Source organism: Tepidimonas alkaliphilus (assembly GCF_007556595.1).
GTDB classification, from domain to species: Bacteria; Pseudomonadota; Gammaproteobacteria; order Burkholderiales; family Burkholderiaceae_C; genus Tepidimonas; species Tepidimonas alkaliphila.
Genome location: NZ_VJNB01000005.1, coordinates 146,450 through 162,573 on the forward strand (window position 1 = coordinate 146,450; position 16,124 = coordinate 162,573).

At 69.7% G+C, this 16,124-nt stretch carries 17 protein-coding genes; 8 read left to right on the top strand and 9 right to left on the bottom strand.

Annotation, left to right across the window (positions count from 1 at the left end):
* Positions 1–32: 32 nt before the first annotated feature.
* From clpA to icd, 3 genes are all read right to left on the bottom strand, one after another.
* Positions 33–2,372, bottom strand: coding sequence for an ATP-dependent Clp protease ATP-binding subunit ClpA (gene clpA, locus Talka_RS06545; RefSeq protein ID WP_143890307.1), 2,340 nt, complete (start codon positions 2,370–2,372; stop codon positions 33–35).
* Between the two features lie 92 nt (positions 2,373–2,464).
* The gene (gene clpS, locus Talka_RS06550; protein ID WP_143890308.1) at positions 2,465–2,815 is read right to left on the bottom strand and encodes an ATP-dependent Clp protease adapter ClpS; all 351 of its coding nucleotides are present in this window, start codon (positions 2,813–2,815) and stop codon (positions 2,465–2,467) included.
* A 232-nt stretch (positions 2,816–3,047) separates the two neighbouring features.
* Positions 3,048–4,304 (bottom strand): NADP-dependent isocitrate dehydrogenase, encoded by a 1,257-nt coding sequence (gene icd / locus Talka_RS06555; protein WP_143890309.1) that lies wholly within the window; start codon positions 4,302–4,304, stop codon positions 3,048–3,050.
* A 182-nt stretch (positions 4,305–4,486) separates the two neighbouring features.
* Between icd and Talka_RS06560 the strand changes: the two genes are divergently transcribed.
* Positions 4,487–4,930 (top strand): DUF192 domain-containing protein, encoded by a 444-nt coding sequence (locus tag Talka_RS06560; RefSeq protein WP_143890310.1) that lies wholly within the window; start codon positions 4,487–4,489, stop codon positions 4,928–4,930.
* A gap of 110 nt (positions 4,931–5,040) precedes the next feature.
* On the opposite strand, the gene Talka_RS06565 is transcribed toward Talka_RS06560, so the two are convergent.
* Positions 5,041–5,628 carry a superoxide dismutase gene (locus Talka_RS06565; RefSeq protein ID WP_143890311.1) on the bottom strand — a complete coding sequence of 196 codons (588 nt, stop codon included), beginning with the start codon at positions 5,626–5,628 and terminating at the stop codon, positions 5,041–5,043.
* A 77-nt stretch (positions 5,629–5,705) separates the two neighbouring features.
* Complete coding sequence (gene xseA / locus Talka_RS06570; RefSeq protein WP_143890312.1) at positions 5,706–7,115, bottom strand: exodeoxyribonuclease VII large subunit; 1,410 nt, start codon at positions 7,113–7,115, stop codon at positions 5,706–5,708.
* 99 nt (positions 7,116–7,214) lie between these two features.
* Here xseA and Talka_RS06575 point away from each other — a divergent pair, with 99 nt between their 5' ends.
* The 6 genes from Talka_RS06575 (at position 7,215) to adk (ending at position 11,191) form a co-directional block, all read left to right on the top strand.
* The gene (locus Talka_RS06575) at positions 7,215–7,850 is read left to right on the top strand and encodes a MotA/TolQ/ExbB proton channel family protein (protein WP_143890313.1); all 636 of its coding nucleotides are present in this window, start codon (positions 7,215–7,217) and stop codon (positions 7,848–7,850) included.
* Positions 7,851–7,884: 34 nt separating this feature from the next.
* Positions 7,885–8,307 carry an ExbD/TolR family protein gene (locus Talka_RS06580; protein ID WP_143890314.1) on the top strand — a complete coding sequence of 141 codons (423 nt, stop codon included), beginning with the start codon at positions 7,885–7,887 and terminating at the stop codon, positions 8,305–8,307.
* Positions 8,304–9,371 (top strand): tetraacyldisaccharide 4'-kinase, encoded by a 1,068-nt coding sequence (lpxK, locus tag Talka_RS06585; RefSeq protein ID WP_143890315.1) that lies wholly within the window; start codon positions 8,304–8,306, stop codon positions 9,369–9,371. Before Talka_RS06580 ends, lpxK begins: the two co-directional genes overlap by 4 nt.
* Before the next feature lie 8 nt (positions 9,372–9,379).
* On the top strand, positions 9,380–9,598 hold the full coding sequence (locus Talka_RS06590) for a Trm112 family protein (RefSeq protein WP_143890316.1): 219 nt from the start codon (positions 9,380–9,382) through the stop codon (positions 9,596–9,598).
* Entirely contained in the window at positions 9,595–10,386 is a 792-nt protein-coding gene (kdsB, locus tag Talka_RS06595) for a 3-deoxy-manno-octulosonate cytidylyltransferase (protein WP_143890317.1), read from the top strand. Before Talka_RS06590 ends, kdsB begins: the two co-directional genes overlap by 4 nt.
* Positions 10,387–10,534: 148 nt before the next feature.
* Positions 10,535–11,191 carry an adenylate kinase gene (gene adk / locus Talka_RS06600; RefSeq protein WP_143890318.1) on the top strand — a complete coding sequence of 219 codons (657 nt, stop codon included), beginning with the start codon at positions 10,535–10,537 and terminating at the stop codon, positions 11,189–11,191.
* Between the two features lie 66 nt (positions 11,192–11,257).
* On the opposite strand, the gene Talka_RS06605 is transcribed toward adk, so the two are convergent.
* From Talka_RS06605 to Talka_RS06620, 4 genes are read right to left on the bottom strand one after another with little or no spacing between them, the layout of a single operon-like run.
* Positions 11,258–12,322, bottom strand: coding sequence for an asparaginase (locus tag Talka_RS06605; protein ID WP_143890319.1), 1,065 nt, complete (start codon positions 12,320–12,322; stop codon positions 11,258–11,260).
* Positions 12,303–13,811 (bottom strand): tripartite tricarboxylate transporter permease, encoded by a 1,509-nt coding sequence (locus tag Talka_RS06610; RefSeq protein ID WP_143890320.1) that lies wholly within the window; start codon positions 13,809–13,811, stop codon positions 12,303–12,305. Before Talka_RS06610 ends, Talka_RS06605 begins: the two co-directional genes overlap by 20 nt.
* A 4-nt stretch (positions 13,812–13,815) precedes the next feature.
* Complete coding sequence (locus Talka_RS06615; RefSeq protein WP_143890321.1) at positions 13,816–14,262, bottom strand: tripartite tricarboxylate transporter TctB family protein; 447 nt, start codon at positions 14,260–14,262, stop codon at positions 13,816–13,818.
* A 5-nt stretch (positions 14,263–14,267) separates the two neighbouring features.
* Positions 14,268–15,269 (bottom strand): Bug family tripartite tricarboxylate transporter substrate binding protein, encoded by a 1,002-nt coding sequence (locus Talka_RS06620; RefSeq protein ID WP_143890322.1) that lies wholly within the window; start codon positions 15,267–15,269, stop codon positions 14,268–14,270.
* 285 nt (positions 15,270–15,554) lie between these two features.
* On the opposite strand from Talka_RS06620, the gene Talka_RS06625 reads away from it, so the two are divergent.
* Positions 15,555–16,124, top strand: a 570-nt coding sequence (locus Talka_RS06625; RefSeq protein ID WP_185970086.1) for a tyrosine-type recombinase/integrase, incomplete at its 3' end; no start/stop codon positions are given.

The window sequence follows — 16,124 nt, forward strand, 5'->3', positions numbered from 1 at the left end:
GGGCGGGCAGGCTACGGCGGGAGCCGCCGCGCTCAATCAGCTGTGGCCTCTTCGGGCTCAGCGGGCTCGGCCTTGCGATCTTTTTTCGGCAGCGGCTGGATGTCGAGCTTGACCTTGGGCTCGCCGCCGCCCTCGGGGGTTTCGACGTCCACCGTCAGGCGCCCGCCGTCCACCAGCCGGCCAAACAGCAGCTCGTCCGCCAGCGCCCGCCGGATCGTGTCCTGGATCAGACGCTGCATCGGGCGCGCGCCCATCAGCGGGTCGAAGCCCTTCTTGGCCAGATAGCGCCGCAGCGCGTCGGTGAAGGTGACCTCGACCTTCTTCTCCGCGAGCTGCTGCTCCAGTTGCAGCAAGAATTTGTCCACCACGCGCAGGATGACCTGCTCATCCAGCGGCTTGAAACTGACGATGGCGTCCAAGCGGTTGCGGAATTCGGGTGAGAACAGGCGCTTGATTTCCGCCATTTCGTCGCCGGCCTGGCGCTGCGTCGTAAAGCCGATGGTGGACTTTTGCATCGTCTCGGCGCCGGCGTTGGTCGTCATGATGATGATGACGTTGCGGAAGTCCGCCTTGCGCCCGTTGTTGTCGGTCAGCGTGCCGTGGTCCATCACCTGCAGCAGCACGTTGAAGATGTCCGGGTGCGCTTTTTCAATTTCATCGAGCAGCAGCACGCAGTGCGGCTTCTTGGTGATGGCCTCCGTCAGCAGCCCGCCCTGATCGAAGCCGACGTAGCCCGGCGGCGCGCCGATCAGGCGGCTGACGGCATGGCGCTCCATGTACTCCGACATGTCAAAGCGCACCAGCTCGATGCCGAGGATGTAGGCGAGCTGGCGCGCCGCCTCGGTCTTGCCCACGCCGGTGGGGCCGCTGAAGAGAAACGCGCCGATCGGCTTGTCCGGCTTGCCCAGCCCCGAGCGCGCCATCTTCACCGCCGAGGCCAGCGCCTCCAGCGCCTGATCCTGGCCGAACACCACGGCCTTGAGGTCGCGCTCCAGGTTCTGCAGCTTGCTGCGGTCGTCGCTGGAGACGCTGCTGGGCGGGATGCGCGCGATTTTGGCCACGATTTCTTCGATTTCCGCCCGGCCAATGGTTTTTTTCCGCTTCGACGGCGGCGCCACGCGCTGCGCCGCGCCCGCCTCATCGATCACGTCGATGGCTTTGTCCGGCAGGTGGCGGTCGTTGATGTACTTGGCCGACAGCTCAGCCGCGGCCTGCAGCGCGGCGGCGGCGTATTTGACGCCGTGGTGCGCCTCGAAGCGCGACTTCAGGCCCTTGAGGATCTCCACCGTCTGCTCCACGGTGGGCTCCACAACGTCGATTTTCTGGAAGCGCCGCGACAACGCCGCATCCTTCTCGAAGATGCCGCGGTATTCGGTGAAGGTGGTGGCGCCGATGCATTTGAGCTGGCCGCTGGACAGCGCGGGCTTGAGCAGGTTGGACGCATCCAGCGTGCCGCCGGAGGCCGCCCCCGCCCCGATCAGGGTGTGGATCTCATCGATGAACAAAATGGCGTTGGGCTTGTCTTTCAACGCCTTGAGCACACCTTTTAAGCGCTGCTCGAAATCGCCGCGGTACTTGGTGCCGGCCAGCAGGGCGCCCATGTCCAGCGCATAGACGGTGGCGTCGGCCAGCACCTCCGGCACATCCTTTTGCACGATGCGCCAGGCCAGCCCCTCGGCGATGGCGGTCTTGCCCACACCGGCTTCGCCGACCAGCAGCGGGTTGTTCTTGCGCCGGCGGCACAGCACCTGGATGACGCGCTCGACCTCGGCCTCGCGCCCGATCAGCGGGTCGATGCGGCCCTCGCGCGCGGCCTGGTTGAGGTTTTGTGTGAACTGCTCCAGCACCGAAGCCTTTTCGTTGCCGCGCGCCTCATGGCTGCCCTCTTCCGACTCCGCCGCGCCATCGCCGGACTTGGCCGGCTCAGGCGCGTCGCTTTTGCGAATGCCGTGCGCGATGTAGTTGACCACGTCCAGCCGCGTGATGCCCTGCTGGTGGAGGTAATACACGGCGTGCGAGTCCTTCTCGCCGAAGATGGCCACCAGCACGTTGGCGCCGGTGACTTCTTTCTTGCCGTTGCCGGTGGACTGCACATGCATGATGGCGCGCTGGATCACACGCTGAAACCCCAGCGTCGGCTGCGTGTCCACCTCGTCGGTGCCGGCCACGGTGGGCGTGTTTTCTTTGATAAATGTGGTCAGTTGCTTGCGCAGCTCCTCAATGTTGGCATTGCAGGCGCGCAGCACTTCGGAGGCGCTGGGGTTGTCCAGCAACGCCAGCAGCAGGTGCTCCACGGTGATGAACTCGTGCCGCTGCTGCCGCGCCTCAACAAAGGCCATGTGGAGGCTGACTTCAAGTTCTTGGGCAATCATGGGGCACTTCCTTCACTGACGATGCTGGCGCAGACCGCCGGGCGACCCTGTCAGGCCGCCGTGGCGCTGCTGAATGAAATGGGGCCGCGCGCTCACGATTCAATCGGCTCCGCAATGCACTGAAGCGGGTGGCCCGCGGCGCGCGCCGCCTGCAACACCTGCTCCACTTTGGTGGTGGCCACATCCCGCGTATAAACGCCGCAGACGCCGCGACCGTGCACGTGCACGCGCAGCATGATTTGCGTGGCGGTTTCGCGATCTTTGTGAAAAAACTCTTGCAACACGCGCACGACGAACTCCATCGGCGTGAAGTCGTCGTTGAGCAGCACCACCTGGTACATGCGCGGCGGCGGCACGCGCTGGTCGCGCCGCTCCACCACCACCGCCGCATCGCTCCCCGGCAGCAGCGGGGTCAAGTCGGGTTGCTTCGGTGTCGTGGCCATGCCCACATTCTGCAATAAATCGCCGCCGCCTTCACGGCGCAGGGGCGCCTGAGCCGCACCCCAACCGCAAGGGAGCTGGCGCTTGCCGGGGCACTGGCAATCAAGCCGTGTGTCAGAGCAGCAAGGGGCGCTTGGCGCCCGACGCGCAAAGCGACCCTTGCAAGCGGCCAGGCTGCCCGCAGCAGCCTTTCAGATCGTCGGGCAAGGCCGATCGCCGCCAAGCGCCGACCGGTCATCCCATGTGGTCGATCATCACCTGACCGAAGCCCGAGCACGACACCTGCGTGGCGCCTTCCATCAGGCGCGCGAAGTCGTAGGTCACGTGCTTGCTCTGAATGGCCTTTTCCATCGAGCTGATGATGAGGTCGGCAGCCTCTTTCCAGCCCATGTGGCGCAGCATCATCTCCGCCGACAGAATTTCCGAGCCGGGGTTGACGTAGTCCTTGCCGGCGTATTTCGGCGCCGTGCCGTGCGTGGCCTCGAAGCAGGCCACGCTGTCGGACAGGTTGGCCCCGGGCGCGATGCCGATGCCGCCGACCTGCGCGGCCAACGCGTCGGAGATGTAGTCGCCATTGAGGTTGAGCGTGGCGATGACGGAATATTCCGCCGGACGCAGCAGGATCTGCTGCAGGAAGGCATCGGCAATCGAATCTTTGATGACGATCTCGCGGCCCGTCTTGGGATTGGTGAACTTGCACCACGGGCCGCCGTCGATCTCCACCGCGCCGAACTCGCGCTTGGCCAAGGCGTAGCCCCAATCGCGAAACGCCCCCTCGGTGTACTTCATGATGTTGCCCTTGTGCACGAGCGTCACGCTGGGCTTGTCGTGATCGATCGCGTATTGGATCGCCTTGCGCACCAGGCGCTCGGTGCCCTCCTGCGACACCGGCTTGACGCCGATGCCGGAGGTCTCGGGGAAGCGGATCTTGGTGACACCCAGCTCCTCCTGCAGGAACTTGATCAGCTTTTTCGCTTTTTCGCTCTGCGCCGGATATTCAATGCCGGCATAGATGTCTTCGGAGTTCTCGCGGAAAATGACCATGTCGGTCTTTTCCGGCTCCTTCAGAGGGCTGGGCACGCCCTTAAAGTAGCGCACCGGGCGCAGGCAGACGTAAAGGTCCAGCTCCTGCCGCAGCGCCACGTTGAGCGAGCGGATGCCGCCGCCGACTGGCGTGGTCAACGGCCCCTTGATCGAGACCACGTATTCCTTCAAAGCGTGCAGGGTTTCGTCCGGCAGCCAGACATCAGGCCCATAGACCCGGGTGGATTTTTCGCCGGCGTACACTTCCATCCAGTGGATCTTGCGCCGTCCGCCATACGCTTTGGCCACCGCGGCATCCACCACCCGGATCATCACGGGCGTGATGTCCACCCCGGTGCCGTCGCCCTCGATGTAAGGGATGATGGGGTTGTCCGGCACGTTGAGCGACATGTCGGGGTTGACGGTGATCTTGGCGCCGTCGGCGGGCACGCGGATGTGCTGATACATGGGCTGCAGTCTCCTTGGGTGGGGATCAAGGCCCGGCCGGCGCGGCGCCAAGGCCAAAGCCTCTCAACGAAAATTCTAGCGACAAACCGATTACGAACGGGGTTCAAACCATGCTCTCGGGCCGCTTGCAAGCCTCGCTTCGGACGCTGCGTTTGGCCGGTTGCGGGCTGCGCGCGGCATGGATGGCCGCCTTGCTGGCGGCCCTCGGACTGCTGAGCCCAGCATCGGGCCAGGCGCAGGGGCAGCCCCAACGCGACCTGCCGCGCGTGACGCTGCGCGCCGGCATGCACCTGATTCACGCGCAGGTGGCGGCCACCCCCGCGCAGCGCGCAGTCGGCCTGATGTGGCGCCGCGACCTGGCCCCCAACGAGGGCATGCTGTTCGTGTTCGAGACGCCGGCCGTGCAGTGCTTCTGGATGAAGAACACCTACGTGCCGCTGACGGCGGCGTTCGTCGCCGACGATGGTCGCATCGTTCACCTGGCCGACATGCAGCCGCTGGACGAGCGCAGCCACTGCTCCCCTGAGCCGGTACGCTACGTGTTGGAGGTGGCGCAGGGCTGGTTTGCGCAGCGCGGCCTTAGGCCCGGCTTCAAGCTCGCTGGCGGACCGTTTGGCGGGCGTTGACGCGGGTCACCCCGGCTGCGCGGCCCCGGCAGGAGCAACGACGGGACGGTCGAGCCGCCCCTGGCCCAAGCCCGGCCCCTTTGTCTGGGCGGGGCCGGGATGTGGCGCTGTCAGGCGTAGTTGGCCTGTGCGAACTCCCAGTTGACCAGCTTATCGAGGAAGGTCTCGACAAACTTCTGACGCAGGTTTCGGTAGTCGATGTAATAGGCGTGCTCCCACACATCGACCGTCAGCAGCGCCTTGTCGGCGGTGGTCAGCGGCGTGCCGGCCGCCCCCATGTTGACGATGTCCACGCTGCCATCGGGCTTCTTGACCAGCCAGGTCCAGCCGGAGCCGAAGTTGCCGACCGCGCTCTTGACGAAGGCTTCGCGGAAAGCGGCGTAGCTGCCCCACTTGGCCTTGATGGCCTCGGCCAGCGGGCCGGTCGGCTCACCGCCGCCGCCCGGCTTCATGCAGCTCCAAAAGAAGGTGTGGTTCCAAACCTGCGCGGCGTTGTTGTAGATCGGGCCGGGGTTGGGCGCCTTGCGGATGATGTCCTCCAGCGCCATCGTCTCAAACTCGGTGCCCTTCTGCAGGTTGTTGAGGTTGGTGACGTAGGCTTGATGGTGCTTGCCGTGGTGATACTCCAGCGTTTCTTTGGAGTAGTAAGGCTCCAGCGCATCGATCGCAAACGGCAGCGGGGGCAAGACGTGTTCCATGACAGACTCCTGGTTGGGTCGTGGTAGGGAAGGTTAGGACAACACCTTCAGCGCCGTGCATTGTAGGCAAGGCCCGCCTACCCTCGCGGCGGAGCCAGGATTGCGGCAGAGGCATCCTCGGCGATGGCATCGACCGTAGCCCGCAGCGCTCCTCGCGCCAGCCGCATCTGCAGCCTCTGCCCAAGCCGTGCACGCCGCGCGTCCGTCACCACGTGCCCTGCTTCATCAGTCACCAGCGCGTAGCCGCGCTCCAGCACGCGCTGCGGGTCTAGCAGCGCCAGGCGCGCCTGAGCTTGTTGCAACTGCGCCTGGGCTCGTCGCCACGCGCCGCTGGCCGCCAAGGGCAGCCGGTGGGCGCAGGCCAGCAAGCGCTGCCGCTCACGCGGCACCCGCGCGTGCAGCGCCGCCTGCAGGCGCGTCTGCGCAGCCTCATGGCGCTGATGTTGGCGCAGCAGCCAGCCCTGCAGCGCGCGTTGCAAGCGGTGCTGGTGCGCAAGCAACGCCTGACGCTGGCGCGCCACCGCCTGAGAGGGCCGCCCGAGCCGCTGCGCCAGGCGATCCAGCCGCTGCGCGCGCTCGTCCAGCCGTCGCTCGACGGCGTCGCGCAGCCGGCCGCGCAGGCGCTGCAGCGCCTCGAGCAGCTCCTCGCGCGCCGGCGCGCAAAGCTCTGCCGCCGCCGTGGGCGTTGCCGCGCGCACGTCCGCCGCAAAGTCGGCCAGCGTGAAATCGGTCTCGTGGCCCACGCCCGTGATCACGGGCATCGGCGCCTGCGCGATCGTGCGCACCAGCGTCGCGTCGTTGAACGCCCACAGATCCTCCAGCGAGCCGCCGCCGCGCACCAACAGCAGCACCTGCGGCGCGCCAAGGGTTTCAAAATCGCGGTACGCCCGCTGCAGCGCCGCGCAAAGTTGTGCCGGGGCCTCGGCGCCCTGCACCGCAGCCGGGTAGAGCCGCACCGGCAGATGCGGCGCGCGCCGCCTCAGCGTCGTGGCCACATCGCGCAGCGCCGCGGCGTCGGGCGAGGTCACCACGCCCAGGCTCGTCGGGTAACGCGGCAGCGTCCGCTTGCGCGCAGCCTCAAACAGCCCTTCGGCGGCCAGCATCGCCTTCAAGCGCAAAAACTGTTCGTAGAGGCTGCCCTGCCCGGCCAGACGAACGCGCTCAGCAATCAGTTGCAGATCGCCGCGCGGGGCGTACACATCCAGCCGCCCCACCATCTCGATGTGTGCGCCGTCGCGCAACAGATGGCCGCCGCCAGCCTCCACCGCGCGGCGAAACATGGCCACCCGCAGCTGACCCTGCTCATCCTTGAGCGTGAAATAAACATGACCGCTGGCCGCGCGCGTCAAGCCTGAAACTTCACCGGCTACCCGCACCGGATTGAAACGCGCGCGCAAAGCGTCGGCCACCGCCGCCACCAAAGCGCCGACATGCCACAGCGGCAGGTCGGCGGCCACATCCGCAGAGTAAAGGGTTGATCCGCTCATGGCGCTGCCGTGTCCTGCGAGCCCCTGCCCCAAGCACCGGGAAACAACTCGGCGATAATCCAGCCGTCCCTGCATTGTTTTCGCGGACGGGAGGCCCGATTGCTGTCGATCATACAAGCCGCCGGCTGGCCGATTTGGACGCTGATTGCCTGCTCGATCGTCGGGCTGGCGCTGATCCTGGAGCGCGGTTGGAGCTTGCGCCGCGACCGCGTCACGCCGCCCGGGTTGGTGGATGAGGCCATCGAGGTTTCGCGCCACGCGGTGCCGGCGCCCACGATCGTTCAGCAACTGGCCGAGCATTCGCTGCTTGGCGGGGTGTTGGCCGCGGGGCTGACGACGCTGCACGCCAACCCGCACGCCACCGAAGCCGAACTGCGCGCGGCGCTGGAATCCGCCGGCAAGTTGGCCGCCGCACGGCTGCAGCGCTACTTGGGTGCGCTGGCCACGGTGGCCTCGGCCGCGCCGCTGCTGGGGCTGCTGGGCACGGTCATTGGCATGATCGAGATCTTTGGCTCGCAGGCCGGCCCGGGCGGGCTGCTGCCCGGCGGCGGCAACCCGGCGCAGCTGGCGCACGGCATCTCGGTGGCGCTCTACAACACCGCGTTTGGCCTCATCATTGCGGTGCCGGCGCTGATCTTCTGGCGCCTCTACCGCGCGCGCGCCGACGCGCTGCTGCTGGAGATGGAGGTGGCTGCCGAGCGCTTCGCGCACCACCTGCTGCGCCTGCGCGGGTGAACGCCCCCCGCCCGACCACCCGGAGGCGCCGACGATGAACTTCCGCCACGGCCAGCGCGACGAGCCGGAGATCAACCTGATCCCGTTCATCGATGTGCTGCTGGTGATCCTGATCTTTCTGATGCTGACGACCACGTTCAGCCAGGCCAGCGCGCTGCGCGTGACGCTGCCGCAGGCCGACGCCGAGGCGCCGCCGCAGCGCCCGGCGGAGATTGTCGTGGCGGTGGCGGCCGACGGGCGCGTGGCCGTGGGTGATCAGGTGCTGACTCAGCGCGGGGTGGAGGCGCTGGCGCAGGCGCTGCGCGCCGCCGCGGCGCAGCGGCGTGAGGCGCTGCTGGTGATCCAGGCCGACGCCGCCGCGACGCACCAGTCGGTCATTGACGTGTTGGCCGCGGCGCGGTTGGCGGGACTGGCGCAGATCACGTTCGCCACCCAGCGCGGCGGCGGCGCGCCGTGAGCACGGGGCCGGACTGGCTGCGCGTCTGGGCGCGCCGCGGCGCGGCGGCGCGCGCGCTGTGGCCGCTGCAGGCGCTGATGAGCGCGCTGCTGGCGCTGCGCCGTGCGGCCTGGCGCGTCGGCCTGCGCCGCCCGTGGCGCGCGCCGGTGCCGGTGATCGTGGTTGGCAACGTGCTGGCCGGCGGCACCGGCAAGACGCCGACGCTGATCGCCCTCGTGCGCCACCTGCGCGCACGCGGCCGCAGGCCCGGCGTGGTGGCGCGCGGCCACGGCGGCGCCGGTGGATCGCCGCATCTGGTGGCCGACGACCCCGACCCGGCGCGCTGCGGCGACGAGCCGGTGCTGGTGGCGCAGGCCACCGACGCGCCGGTGGCGGTGGCGCGCGATCGCCCCGCCGCGGTGCGCGCGCTGCTGCAGCGCCATCCGGACGTGGACGTGGTGCTCAGCGACGACGGGCTGCAGCACTGGGCGCTGGCGGCGGATCTGGCGCTGGTGCTGTTCGACGCGCGCGACGTCGGCAACGGCTGGCTGCTGCCGGCCGGGCCGCTGCGCGAGCCGTGGCCGTTGCGGCGCGCGCCGGCGCCTGACGTCTGGGTGCTGCGCACCGAGCCGCCGGCGCAGCCGCCCGCGTTCCATCCCTACCCTGAATTCCAGGCGCAGCGGCGGCTGACCGGCCATGCCGACGATGGCCGCGAGCGGCGGCCGCTGGCTGACTGGGCCGCCGGGCGGCGCCCGGCGCCAGGGGCGCTGGCCGGCATCGCGCGGCCACAGGCGTTCTTCGACGCGCTGCGCGCCGCGGGCGTACCGCTGGCCGCCACGCGCGCGCTGCGCGACCATGTGCCGGCCGGCGAGCTGCTTGAAGCGCTGCGGGAAGCCGCCCGCGCCGGCGGCCCGCGCGACTGGCTCTGCACCGAGAAGGACGCCGTCAAGCTGCGCGGCGCGCCGCTGCCGCACGGCCTGCGCGTGTGGGCCGTGCCGCTGGCGCTGGAACTGCCGCCCGCCTTCACGCAGACGCTCGATGCCTGGCTTGACGCCCGGACGCCGCGGCAGGGCGGCGCGCTATGATGCGCGGCATGGACGCAAAGCTGCTGCAGCTGCTGGTCTGCCCGGTGACCAAGGGGCCGCTGGTGCTGGCGCGCGAGACCGGCGAGCTCGTCTCGCGCGGTGCGCGCCTGGCCTACCCGGTGCGCGACGGCATCCCGATCCTGCTGGAAAACGAGGCCCGGGCGCTAACCGAGGAAGAGCTGGACCGCCTGGCCCCGCCGCGCCCGGCGCAGCCCGAGGTCCGATGAGCACGCCGGCCTTTCACGTGCTGATCCCGGCGCGGCGCGCCTCCACGCGCCTGCCGGACAAGCCGCTGCTGGACCTCGCTGGCGTGCCGATGGTGGTGCGCGTGGCCCAGCGCGCGCGCGCCAGTGGCGCGGCCAGCTGCACGGTGGCCACCGACGACGCCGAGATCGCCGCCGTGTGCGCGCGCGCCGGCGTGCCGGCCCTCCCGACGCGCGCCGACCACCCGAGCGGCAGCGACCGCCTGGCCGAGGCGGTGCAGCGGCTCGGCCTGCCGGACGAGGCTATCGTCGTCAACGTGCAGGGCGACGAGCCGCTGATCGACCCCGAGCTCGTGCGCGCGGTGGCGGCGCTGCTGCACCGCCGCGAGGACTGCGCGGTGGCCACCGCGGCGCACCCGATCTCGCAAGGCACGGAGCTCTTCAACCCGAACGTCGTCAAGGTGGCGCTGGATGCGCACGGCAGCGCGCTGCTGTTCAGCCGTGCGCCGATCCCGTGGTGGCGCGACGCGCCGCGCCACGACGGGGATCTGGATCTGGCCGCCTGGCCGGCCGGCGCCCGGCCGCTGCGCCACATCGGGCTCTACGCCTACCGGGCTGGCTTTCTGCGGCGCTTTCCGGCGCTACCGCCCGCACCACTGGAGCGCTGCGAGCAGCTGGAGCAGCTGCGCGTGCTGTGGCACGGGCAGCGCATCGCGGTGCACGTCACCGACCACGCCCCGGGCCCGGGGGTCGACACACCCGAGGATCTGCAGCGCGTGCGCGCCCTGCTGGCTGCCGGCCTAGGCATCTGATACCCCCGGCGGGTCCGCGGCGCTGTAAGCCTGTGTCGGGCAACGCGTGCTATTCTTGGACGCTTGCGGTCGGCGCGCCGCCCGAGGAGACGCCGTCGGCCAAGGCCGCGAGCCCATCCCCACGTGAGACGACAAGCAAAGGAATCCCATGAGACTGATCCTGCTGGGCGCTCCGGGCGCTGGCAAAGGCACGCAAGCCACCTTCATCTGCCAGAAATACGGCATCCCGCAGATCTCCACCGGTGACATGCTGCGGGCTGCCGTCAAGGCCGGCACCCCGCTCGGGCTGGCCGCCAAGCAGGTGATGGACGCCGGCGGCCTGGTCAGCGACGACATCATCATCGGCCTGGTCAAGGATCGCATCGCGCAGCCGGACTGCGCCAACGGCTTCCTGTTCGACGGCTTTCCGCGCACCATCCCTCAGGCCGAGGCGCTGCGCGAGGCTGGCATCAAACTTGACGTGGTGCTCGAAATCGATGTGCCGTTTGAGGCCATCATCGAGCGCATGAGCGGGCGGCGCGTGCATCCTGCTTCCGGACGCACCTACCATATCCTTTACAACCCGCCCAAAGTGCCCGGCAAGGACGACGTCACCGGCGAAGACCTGATCCAGCGCGACGACGACAAGGAAGAGACGGTGCGCAAGCGGCTGGAGGTCTATGCCACCCAAACGCGGCCCTTGGTGGACTACTACCGCCGCTGGGCTGAGCAAGATCCGACCAACGCGCCGCGCTACCGCCGCATCTCGGGCCTGGGCACGGTGGAGGAGATCACCCGGCGCGTGTTCGAGGCGCTGGAAAGCTAAACCCGTGGGTTGCGCCTGGCCTGCCGGCGCCCGCCCTTCGGTGATCGGCTCGGTGCTGCGAGCGCTTCAGCGCGGATCCGCCTGCGCCAGCAGCGCCAGCATCAGGCTGATGCGCGCCTTGGCGGGCGGCAGCGGTGTCACCGCCCAGCCGCCAGCGCTCCGTCCATGGGGGGACGGCAGCACCTCCCCCTCGGCGCAGCGCGTCGTCACCCACACCGCCACGCCCTCCTGCTGCGCCTGCCGCAGCGCGTCGGCCAGCTCGGCATGCACCGAGCCGTTGCCGGTGCCGGCCACCACCAGCCCCGCCAGCGGCGCGTCGGCATCCTGCCCCGCCCGCGCCGCGCACCGCTGCGCCAACAGCGCGCGCACCAGCGCTCCGTCGGCGGCGGCATGGCTGGTGATCCACTCCACGCGCGGCCACGCCGCCGCCTGCCAGGGCGGCTCGACCGCCGCCCCCCGCGAGCCGGCCAGCGCCTCAAGCGCCGCCACGCGCGCCGCTGGGTCGAGCAGCCAGCGTACCCGGCCGCCCTCCACCCACGCCGCGGGGCCGGCGTCGCCGCCGCCAAAGGCGTCCACCCGCGCCGGGTGCACCTTGCGCGCCGCGGCGGCGTCGAAGACGCGCCCGGCCAGCGTCACCCACACGCCGCCGGCGGCCCGCAGCGCCGCGTCGGTGGCCAGCGTCACGGCGTCGGTCAGGTTCTGGGGGCCGTCCGGCACCCGCGCGGTGGCCGGCCGCATCGCGCCGGTCAGCACCACCGGCTTGGCCGGCGCCAGCGCCGCCTGCAGCAGCCACGCGGTTTCCTCCAGCGTATCGGTGCCGTGCGTCACCAGCACCGCCCCCACCGCCGGGTCGTGCAGCGCCGCATGCACCGCCTGCAGCAGCGCGCGCCACACCGCCACCGTCATGTCCTTGCTGTCGAGGTTGGCGACCTGGGCCGTCTGCAGCGTCCAGCCCGGCGGCGCGGGCAGGCCCTGCAGCAGGTCCTGCACCGCGACGACGCCGGCCTGGTAGCCGACCACGTCGTCGGCGCAGGCGGCACGGCCGGCGATGGTGCCGCCGGTGCCCAGCACCCGCAGCACGCGCGCCGGGTCGGGCGCGACGGCTGGGGCCTCAGCCGGCGGTGCGCTCACGCTCGCGCAGCGTGCGCTTCAGCACGCCCCACAGGCTCCACAGGAACAGCAGCGCGCCCGCAGCAAGGAACGCCGCGCTGATCGGCCGCTCGACGAAGATCATCGGGTCGCCGCGCGACAGCAGCAGCGCCCGGCGCAGGTTCTCCTCCATCAGCGGCCCGAGCACGAAGCCCAGCATCAGCGGCGCGGCCTCGAAGCGCAGCACCGCCAGCAGGTAGCCGACGGCGCCGATCAGCGCCACCATGTGGATGTCGAACACGTTGTTGTTGACGCTGTAAGTGCCCAGCGCGATGAAGATCAGGATCGCTGGATAGAGCACATGATAGGGAATGCGCAGGATCGCCACCCACATGCCCACCAGCGGCAGGTTCAGGATCACCAGCAGGATGTTGCCGATCGCGAAGCTCACGATCAGGCCCCAGAACAGGTCCGGCTGGTTGCTCATCAAGAGTGGCCCGGGCTGGATGCCGTGGATGATCAGCGCGCCCAGCATCAGCGCCATCACCGCATCGCCCGGGATGCCCAGCGACAGCGTCGGCACGAAGGCGGTCTGCGCCGCGGCGTTGTTGGACGCCTCCGGCCCCACCACGCCCTCGATGGCGCCCTTGCCGAAGCGCGACGGTTCCCTGGCGACGCGCTTTTCCACGGCGTAGGACATGAAGGAGGCGATCGATGCGCCGGTGCCGGGCAGCGCGCCGAAGAACGAGCCGATGCCGGTGCCGCGCAGCATCGGCATCCATGAGCGGCGCCAGTCCTCGCGCGTCGGCAGCATGTCGCGCAGGCGGATCGCGTGCGTCATGTGGCCGTCGCGCGGCTGGTTGACCGAGCCGATCACCTCGGCGATGCCAAACAGCCCCATCGCCAGCGCGACGATGTTGAGGCCGTCCATCAGCTCCGGGATCTCGAAGTAGAAGCGCGCCACGCCGGAGTTGACGTCGGTGCCGACGGTGCCCAGCAGCAGCCCCAGCACCACCATCGCCAGCCCCTTGAGCGGCGAACCCGAGGCCAGCGTCGAGGCCGCCAGCAACCCCAGCGCCATCATCGCAAAATACTCCGCCGGGCCGAACTTGAGACCCACCTCGGCGATCGAGGGCGCAAAACCCGCCAGGATCGCCACCCCGAGCATCGAGCCGACGAAGGAGGCGATCGTCGTCATGAACAGCGCCACGCCGGCGCGGCCCTGTTTGGCCATCTGGTAGCCGTCCAGGCAGGTCACCGCCGATGAGGGGGTGCCGGGCAGGTTCAGCAGGATCGAGGCGGTGGAGCCGCCGTACTGCGCCCCGTAATAGACCCCGGCCAGCATGATGATGGCGCCGGTGGGCGGGATGTGATAGGTGACCGGCAGCAGCAGCGAGATGGTGGCCATCGCGCCGATGCCGGGCAGCACGCCGATCAGCGTGCCGATGAAGACGCCGATGAAGCAATACAGCAGCATCATCGGCTGCATGGCCTGCTGCAGGCCGAACAACAATCCTTGCCAGACGTCCATCGTTTCAGGCACTCCAGGGCCAGGTCGGCAGCACCATGCCCAGGCCCGCGATGAAGATCATCCACGCCAGCGCCGCGATCGCCGCCGCCGTCAGCAGCCGCGTGCGCCAGGTGAAACGTGCGTCCGCCAGCGACGCCACCAGCACCGCCGCCACGGTGGCCAGCACCAGCCCTGCGGGCTTGAGCAGCAGGCCAAACACCACAATGGATCCGACCACGCACAGGGCGGCGCGACCGGCCAGCCTGACCGACTCCCCGGGGCGCAGCAGCGCCGGCAGCGCGATCAACACGCCCAACGCCGCCAGCAACCACCCTAGCACCACCGGAAAGAACCCCGGCCCCATGTTGCGCAGCTCGCCCAGCTCATACTCCGCTTGCGCATACAGCGCGGCACCCGCACCGACCGCAGTCATCAAGAGGCCGCCGATCAGGTCTCGCACGTCCCGTTGCATCGCGCTCACCCCACCCGCAGACCCAGCCGCTCGATGACCTCGCGCATCCGCGCGGTGTCGCTCTGGATGCGGCGCGCCAGCCCTTGCGGCGCGGTGCCCGCCACCTGCCAGCCTTGCTGGAACAGCTTGTCGCGCACGGCCGGCTCGCGCAGGATCGCCGCCAGCGCCGTGGCCAAGCGCTCGATGTGCGCCGCCGGCATCGCGCGCGGCGCCGCCACCGCGTTCCAGATCTCCAGCTGCACCCCGGCCAGACCCAGCTCCGCCAGCGTCGGCACCTCCGGCGCCAGCGTGCTGCGCCCGGCGCTGGTTAACGCCACCGCCTGCAGCTTGCCGGCGCTGGACTGTTGCAGCGCCAGCCCCGGCGGCAGCAGCGCCAGCTGCACCTCGCCGCGCAGCATCGCCTGGATGACCTGCGGGTTGCCGGGGAACGGCACGTGCACAGCGCGCCAGCCAGCGCGCGCCTGGATCATCTCCATGCCGATGTGCGCCACCGTGCCGACGCCGGGCGAGCCGTAGTTCCACTGCCCGCCGGCCTCGCGCGCGGCCTGCAGCACCGCCGCGCCGCGGGCGACGACCGTCGGCGCCGCGCACAGCACCAGCGGCGCGGTGGCCAGCAGACTCACCGGCGCCAGGTCGGTCAGCGGGTCGTACGGCGTGGCCGGATTGAGGATCTTGGCGATCGTCAGATTGCCATTGATCATCAGGCCCAGCGTATGCCCGTCGGTGGCGCGCGCCACCGCGTCGGCGGCGATGTTGCCGCCGGCGCCAGGGCGGTTGTCCACCACCACCGGCTGGCCCAGCCGCTCCGCCAGCGGCTCGGCGATCGTGCGCGCCATCGTGTCCGGCGACGAGCCGGGCGGAAAGCCCACGATCAGCTTGATAGGCCGCTGCGGCCACGGCTGCGCGTCGCGGCCCTGAGCCCACGCCCACGGCGCGCCGGCCCCAATCAGCGCAGCGACCACCCACCGACGCCGCCCCTCCGTGTGATTGTGATTGTTGACGTCCATGATGTCTCTTTCCCCTCACCCGCGCCTTGGAGTCCACGGTTGGCATGATGATAGCGTCGCCCCAAACAAAAACCCCGCGCGACATGCGGGCGGGGGTGGGGTAAGGTGGCGGAGTGAGAGTCCGCCAATCAGACGTGCAGAGAGGGTTGAAGCTGTCTATTAAGCTCGTATAACACGTTGAAGTTTATATACCTATCGTCCGCCATTGTCCGATAGTGTTTGCCGCCAGCCGACGTTTCGGGTTATAACGCGGGTTATAACGGAAGGTTCGGAGGAGACTTTTTCGTGGGGCGCGAACTGGCAAGGCTGACGGCGGTGCAGGTGCGCAGTTTAGGGCCTGGACTGCACGCCGATGGCGGCGGACTGTTCCTGCACGTGCAAGGCGGGCGGCGTTCCTGGGTGTTCGTCTGGAAGCGCGGCGGCAAGCAGCACCGCCGCGGTCTGGGCAGCGTCAAGGCGCGCAGCCTGGCGCGCGCGCGTGAGCTGGCTGCCGAGCTGCGCGCTGCGCTGGCCGATGGCCGCCACCCGGACGAAGTGCTGGGCCGCCTGGCGCAGGGCGGTGCGCCCATTCCCACCGTGGCCGAAGCCGCCGAGCGCATGATCCAGGATCGTGCCGCAGCCTGGCGCAACCCCAAGCACGCCCAGCAGTGGCGCCACAGCCTGCGCGACTACGCCTGGCCGGTGGTGGGGGCCAAGCGCCCGGCCGAGGTCACCTTGGAGGACGTGCTGGCGATCCTCAAGCCCATCTGGACCACCAAGACCGAAACCGCCACCCGCGTGCGCCAGCGCCTGGAGGCGGTGCTGGACTACTGCGCCGTGCACGGCTGGCGCGAAGAGTCCAACCCGGCGCGCTGG